This is a genomic window from Meiothermus luteus (genome assembly GCF_003574085.1).
Classification (GTDB): Bacteria; Deinococcota; Deinococci; order Deinococcales; family Thermaceae; genus Meiothermus; species Meiothermus luteus.
Map to the genome: position 1 here is coordinate 26,233 of NZ_QWKZ01000024.1, position 6,244 is coordinate 32,476.

General features: G+C 66.3%; 6 protein-coding genes and 1 other RNA gene. 4 read left to right on the forward strand and 3 right to left on the reverse strand.

Features of this window, described 5'->3' with window-relative positions; all coding sequences use genetic code 11:
• Position 1: 1 nt before the first annotated feature.
• Both Mlute_RS05295 and Mlute_RS05300 read left to right on the forward strand, forming a co-directional pair.
• A complete protein-coding gene (locus Mlute_RS05295) occupies positions 2-868 on the forward strand; it encodes a metallophosphoesterase (protein ID WP_119359703.1) in 867 nt (288 codons plus the stop codon).
• 24 nt (positions 869-892) lie between these two features.
• Positions 893-1,402 (forward strand): DUF1648 domain-containing protein, encoded by a 510-nt coding sequence (locus Mlute_RS05300; protein ID WP_119359704.1) that lies wholly within the window; start codon positions 893-895, stop codon positions 1,400-1,402.
• Here Mlute_RS05300 and Mlute_RS05305 read toward each other — a convergent pair.
• The 3 genes from Mlute_RS05305 to Mlute_RS05315 form a co-directional block, all read right to left on the reverse strand.
• Complete coding sequence (locus tag Mlute_RS05305) at positions 1,387-2,466, reverse strand: prephenate dehydrogenase/arogenate dehydrogenase family protein (RefSeq protein WP_119359711.1); 1,080 nt, start codon at positions 2,464-2,466, stop codon at positions 1,387-1,389. The two genes, Mlute_RS05300 and Mlute_RS05305, sit on opposite strands and share 16 nt — an antisense overlap.
• A 43-nt stretch (positions 2,467-2,509) precedes the next feature.
• Complete coding sequence (gene aroF, locus Mlute_RS05310) at positions 2,510-3,547, reverse strand: 3-deoxy-7-phosphoheptulonate synthase (protein WP_119359705.1); 1,038 nt, start codon at positions 3,545-3,547, stop codon at positions 2,510-2,512.
• 185 nt (positions 3,548-3,732) lie between these two features.
• Complete coding sequence (locus Mlute_RS05315; protein WP_119359706.1) at positions 3,733-4,131, reverse strand: hotdog fold thioesterase; 399 nt, start codon at positions 4,129-4,131, stop codon at positions 3,733-3,735.
• Positions 4,132-4,187: 56 nt separating this feature from the next.
• Between Mlute_RS05315 and ssrA the strand changes: the two genes are divergently transcribed.
• Together ssrA and Mlute_RS05325 are read left to right on the forward strand one after the other, a co-directional pair.
• Positions 4,188-4,532: a transfer-messenger RNA gene (ssrA, locus tag Mlute_RS05320) on the forward strand.
• A gap of 73 nt (positions 4,533-4,605) precedes the next feature.
• Positions 4,606-6,244: vWA domain-containing protein (locus Mlute_RS05325; protein WP_119359707.1), on the forward strand; the 1,639-nt coding region annotated here is incomplete at its 3' end.

The following is a 6,244-nucleotide window of genomic DNA, read 5'->3' on the forward strand; positions in this document are numbered from 1 at the left end:
GATGCTCTCCCGCCGCCGGCTGCTCACCCTTTTGGGTTTGGGGGCTGTGGGGGTGGCGGCGTTTTGGGCTCGAGCAGCGGCCTACCGCTTTGAGATTAGCCGGTACCGACGGGTTCTGCTGGGCCTAGAGAGGCCGCTTCGGGTGGTGCAGATGAGCGATCTGCACTACGGGGCCTTGGTTCACGCGGGGTCGGTGCGGGCCTGGGTGGCGGCGGCCAACGCGCAAAGCCCAGACCTGGTCGTAATTACCGGCGACCTGGTGGACTCGGGGGTGCGCTTGCCAGGTCTGGGGGTGCTGTACCGTGCGGCTACCCCAGACCTCGAGGCCCTGCTCGAGGCCCTAGGGCAGCTTCGCGCCCCGCTGGGGGTTTACGCTGTGTGGGGCAACCACGACAACAGCCTGCCCGAGGTGAAGCGCCGCTTGGCTAAGGCGCTGCCCCGCTACGGCGTGGAGCCCCTTTCCAACCGGGGGGTTTGGGTGCGGGAGGACCTGTACCTAAGTGGGGTGGAGGATTACTGGGCCGAGGAGGCCGACCCCAGGGCGGCGCTCGCCGGATACCGGCCAGGCCGGGCCAGCCTGGCCCTGGCCCACAACCCCGACTACTGGGACTTCTACTATGGTCTTCCGGTTTCCCTGGTCCTGAGCGGTCATACCCATGGGGGCCAGGTCTACCTGCCGGGCCTAGGGGCGCCCTGGACCCCCTCCTACTACGGGCAGAGCTACCTGGGCGGATTCTACAGCCCTGGCTATAGCCCGGCTTCCCCTCCGGTGCACGGGTTTGTCTCGCGTGGCCTGGGGGTCACGCTTCTGCCCTTGCGGGTGAACGCCCCGGCCGAGCTGGTGGTTTTTGACTTTGTCCCGGGGTGATGGTCGGGGTGCTATCCTGGGGTTGTGAAGCCTTCGCCCTACTGGCGCTTGGTCTGGGTGGGTCTGCTTGGGGTATGGGTTTTTGCCGCCCTGCTGTACGGCTCCCTGCCCGAGCGCATCCCGAGGCATTTCGGTCTGGATGGGGCGGTGACCGGTTGGGACCCCAAGGGCGCTTTTTGGTTTCTCCCTGTAGCGGCCAGTTTGGTGGTTCTGCTCCCCTACTTTTTGCTGCATCTGGCGCTCAAGGGCCGCAATTCCCTAAGCCTTCCCCATAGGGCAACCTTTGAAGCCCTACCCTCGGACGGGCAAGAAAGGGTCCTGCAGCGGCTTAGCGGTTGGGTTGCAGGACTCTCCCTCGTCGCCTTGCTGCTCTTTGCCCAACTTCAGTACGAGGTGCACCAGGTGGCTACAGGCCAGGTCCAAAAGCTCGGCGCTGGTGTTTGGGTGGCGCTGCTGGGGCTGGGATGGTGCTTAGTTTGGATGCGGTTGGATTTGGGGCGCGCGGTTGGCTGTGAGGCTCAGCGCACCCGGTAGCCGATGCCCTGCAGGATTTGCCGGGCTTGCTCGCGCTCCTCGAGCGTAGCGAAGCCCATGCGGATGGCCCCACCCTCGTCGCGGATGGCCAGCACCTCAAAGTTCTTTATGTTGATGCCGGCCTCTCCCAAGGCAGTTGAAACCCGGGCAATCTGGCCGGGTTTATCGGGCACCTGGACTACCAGTTCGTGCATCACCGGCAAAAGGCTCCGCCTGACGATGGGCAGCGCGTCGCGGGTGCGCTTGGCCTCTTGGGCCACCTCGAGCAGCGCCTCGGGCCTTTCGAGCAAGTTCTCGAGTTCCAAAAGCACCGCCCGCAGGTCTTCCACCGCCTCCTTTAGGGCCTCTTTGTTGGCCACCACCATATCCCGGCTCATCCGGGGCGAACCAGAGGCCACCCGGGTCAGGTCGCGGAAGCCCCCGGCGGCCAGGAACATCAGCAGCTCGTGGTGGGGGTCCTGGGCCACCAGCCGGTTGAGCCCGATGGCCAGCAGGTAGGGCAGGTGGGAGATTCGGGCCACCAGCCGGTCGTGCAGCTCTGGGGGAATCACCAGGGGGTAGGCCCCCAGGTTTTCCACCAGCCCGCGCACCTGGGCCAGGGCCTCGTCGGGGGTCTGGTGGTTCGGGCTGATGACCCAGACCGCGTTCTGCAGCAGCCCGGCGTGGGCCGCTTCCACCCCAGCCTTCTCGCTGCCGGCCATGGGATGGGTGCCCACGAAGTTGGGCAGAACCCCGCTCAGGGCCTTCACTACCGGGCCCTTCACGCTGCCCACATCCATCCAGAGGCTCTGTGGGTTGGCGTACTGGGCCAGCCGCCGGCCCTCCTCCACCAAGACCCCCACCGGGGCGGCGAGCACGCCCAGCTCGAGCTCTCCCACCCAGCCCCCAGGGGCAGTGTGTACCCGGTCCACCACCTGCAGGGCCAGGGCGTCCTCCAGGGCCCTGGGGTCAGGGTCGTAGGCGTGGACCTCCTCAGCCAGGAAACGCTCCCGCAGGCCCAGCGCCACGCTGCCGCCCAGCAGGCCGATTCCGAAGATGCCAACCTTGCGGAAAAGGGGTTTCATCATAGGTGTTGCCCTGCGTTCGGGGCTTTTTTGCGGTACTTGGCTAGACCATCTCCAAAGGCTGGGAGAGCCTGCGGCCCAGGGCCGGCAGCAGGGCTTTGATGCGGCTCATCATTTCGGTGAACTGGGCCTCGTTGAGCTGCTGGGCTGCGTCGGACTGGGCTTTTTCTGGCTCGGGATGGGTCTCCACGATAAGCCCGTCGGCGCCGGCGGCCAGCCCTGCCAGGGCCAGCGCCGTGACCCAGTCGCGCTTGCCGGCGGCGTGGGAGGGGTCAATCCAAACGGGCAGGTGGGTGAGGCTTTTGAGCACCGGCACCGCCGATACATCCAGGGTGAAGCGGGTGGACCTCTCAAAGGTGCGAATGCCCCGCTCTACCAGGATGACCCGCATGTTGCCCTGGGCCAGCACGTACTCCGCCGACATCAGGAACTCCTCCAGGGTCATGCTCATGCCGCGCTTCAGCAGCACCGGGCGGCCCGACTGCCCGGCAGCCTGGAGCAGGGCGAAGTTTTGCGCGTTGCGGGCCCCAATTTGCAGCACGTCGGCGTAGGCCGCCACCAGGTCTACCTGTTCCGGCGAGACCACTTCAGTCACGACGGGCAGGCCAGTTGCTTGCCGGGCCTGGGCCAGTATCTCTAGGCCCGCTTCCCCTAGCCCTTGGAAGCTATAGGGGGAGGTGCGCGGTTTGAAGGCGCCTCCCCGGAGCATCTGGGCGCCGTGTTGCTTGACGTAGCGGGCTGCTGTGAGGGTCTGCTCCAGGCTCTCCACCCCGCAAGGCCCGGCCGCGACCATCACCTCCCCCCCGCCGGTGGCCCCGGTGGGGAAGCGCAGCACGGTGGGCCGGGGGGAGACCTCGAGGCTGGCCAGCTTGTAGGGCTTGGAGATGGGAATCACGTCTTGCACGGGCTCTAGCGCGCGGAAGTGCTCAATTAGTTCTGGGGTGGGCCCCTTGCCGATGGCCCCAATCAGGGTGGTGTGCTCCCCCTCGGAAACATGGGGCCGGTAGCCCACCCGCCGCACCTCCTCCACCACCGCTTCTATCTCCTTCGGGCCTGTGCCGTGCTTGAGGATGATTAGCATGCTTCCTCCTCTTGCGCAAAGAAAACTTCCGGGGTTTTGTCCCCGGAAGCTTGCCTGCGCAAAACCGCTACGCCAGCCTCACGGGGACCGCGGGCCAATAAAAGTACCCGAAGGGATGGGTCTGGCCGGGCTGTCCCCGATGGGCCTGCATATGCTGTGAGTCTATAGGTGGTCTTCGGGTTTTGTCAACGCAGGGGGGTGATGGCCAGGGTACAGCGGGAGACGCAGACCAGCCGGCCGGCCTCATCCCGAATCTCGATGTTCCAGACCGCGGTGGTGCGGCCGGAGTGAAGGGGGACACCGGTGGCGACAACCCTGCCCGCCTGGACGGGGCGCAGGTGGTTGGCGTTGATTTCCATTCCGAAGCTGGTGTACCCCTCGGGGGCTCCCAGGTAGGCTCCGATGCTGGCTACGGTTTCGGCCAGGGCCACCGAGGCCCCGCCGTGTAGGTAGCCGAAAGGCTGGTGGAGCCTGGGGGTCACCTCCATCGCGGCCACCACCTTCTGGGGGCTGGCCTCCAGAATCTCTATGCCCAGGGTTTTCATGAGGGTTTCGCGCTCGAGCTGGGTAGGGTCTAGCTTCATGCCGATTAGCATACCTTGCCAAAGGGAAGAAGCCCTGCTAGAATAGGGCTTTGCCCGGGGGCGTACTGGATTCGACAGGGACGCTTGAGGGCAGTACGGCGTGCCGAGGTAGCCCATGGCCTCGTAAAAATGGGCAAAGCCATAACTGGCAACAAGACCTACGCTCTCGCTGCTTAAGCAGCGACGCCCCTCAGAAGCCCAGCCGATGGCGTGCTGAGCGGGCGACCCAAAGTCGGCTAGCCTGCGGCAAGGCTCCGTAGCCAAGGGCGAAACCCAACGGAGCTAGGCCTAGGCCCGCTGTTGGTGGCGCAAGCCTAGGCGAGATGCAAACACCAACTACGCACGTAGATGTCTGCCCGATGGGTCTTTGGACGGGAGTTCGATCCTCCCCGCCTCCACCAAAGGCCGCCCTAAGGGGCGGCGATTGATTTTTCCCGCGCCGTTTTCTAATTCCCGAAGTCCCATAATGGGGTTGTGCTCTTAGCCTTACGCCTAGGGGTGGTGGCCCTTCTGTTGTTGGCTGCCTTGGGGCCGAGCCTGCCGCTGGGGCCGGTGCGCACGGTGGTTCTGCTGGACCAAAGCCCCTCGGTGCGGCAGGCTGTGTGGAAGGTGGGACCCGAGCTGTATCTACCCGGGGCCCGCTATGTGGCCTTTGCCAGCGGAGCGGTGTCGGTGGCGGCCCCCACTGCGCGGCGGCTTGACCTGGGGGAGGGTACCCGCTTGCAGGAGGCCATAAGGCAGGCCCTGGAACTGCGTCCCGACCGGATTGTGCTGGTCTCGGACGGGCTCTTCCAAGACAGCCCTCTGCCCCCGCCAGTGCCCCTTTATGCCCTCTACCAGCCCCCTAGCCCTAACCTCTCCTTGGCCTTGCTGGGGCCTACCCTGCCTTTGCGGGGGGAGATGGTGGAGGTGCGGGCGGTGCTGGAGGCCACCGCGCCGATTCAGGCCCGGCTCACCCTGGAAGGCCCAGCCGGTCGGCTCGAGCGGGTGCTTTCGCTGGAACCTGGGCGGCGCAGCCTGGGCTACCGCTTTTCGCTAGAGGGGCCCAGCGTGGTCTCGGCCTGGGTGGAAAGCCCGCTGGGCCGGGAGGAGGCGCGGCTCGAGCTAACCCCTTCCGATGCCACCCGGGTCTGGGTGTTGGGGGATGCGGCCCTGGCCCGTTACCTGAAGGCCCAGGGATTTGTGGTGGAGGAGCGCAAAGAAATTACCCTTCCAATCCAGGCCGAGGTGGTGGCCCTGGGGGTAGGGGTCAAGGACCTTTCGCCCGCTGAACTGGACGCCTTGGGGAGCTTTTTGCAGCAGGGGGGTAGCCTGCTTTGGACCGCCACCTCTAGGGGGCTATTCTTCGGGGGCTGGGAGCGCAGCAGCCTGGCCGACAGCCTGCCGCTGGAGCCGGTGGAGGAGCCGGGCGGGGTGGGGATTGTGCTGGTGCTGGACGTTTCGGGCAGCATGCTCGAGGCCGACAAGCTGGGATTGGCGGTGGTAGGGGCTTTGGAGCTAGTACGCTCGGCCAGGCCGCAGGACTACATTGGGGTGGTACTCTTCTCCGACCGGCCGCGCTGGCTTTTTCGGCCTCGTCCCATGACCGAGCAGGGGCGCAAGGAGGCCGAGAGCCTGCTGCTCTCTGTGCGGGCAGGGGGGGGAACCATGATTCGCCGGGCCTACCTAGAGGCGTTGGAGGCGCTGGAGGGGGTGCCCACCGATTCCAAGCAGGTTATCGCCCTCACCGACGGATTGGCTGCCGATGTGACCCCCGACCTCTTTGATGCGGCCCGCGACGCCAGCCCGAGGATTAAGACCAGCACAGTGGCCATTGGGGCCGACGCCGACCGCCAGTTTCTGCAGGAGCTGGCCCGGGCTGGGGGGGGTGCCTTTTGGGATGTGCCGAGCCCCCAAGACCTTCCCCGATTCTTCCTGGAGGAGGCCCAGCGGGCTTTTCGCCGCGAGGCCTTGGAGGGTCGCTTTCCGGTGGGGGTGGGCCTCCATCCCATCGCCCGGGGGGCTAGCCCGCCACCTCTTCCGGTGCTGCTGCCGGCCAAGGCCAAGCCCTGGGCCCAGGCGGTGCTGACCAGCGGAGAGGGGGTGGTGCTGGCGGTGGGGGAGAGCGGACGGG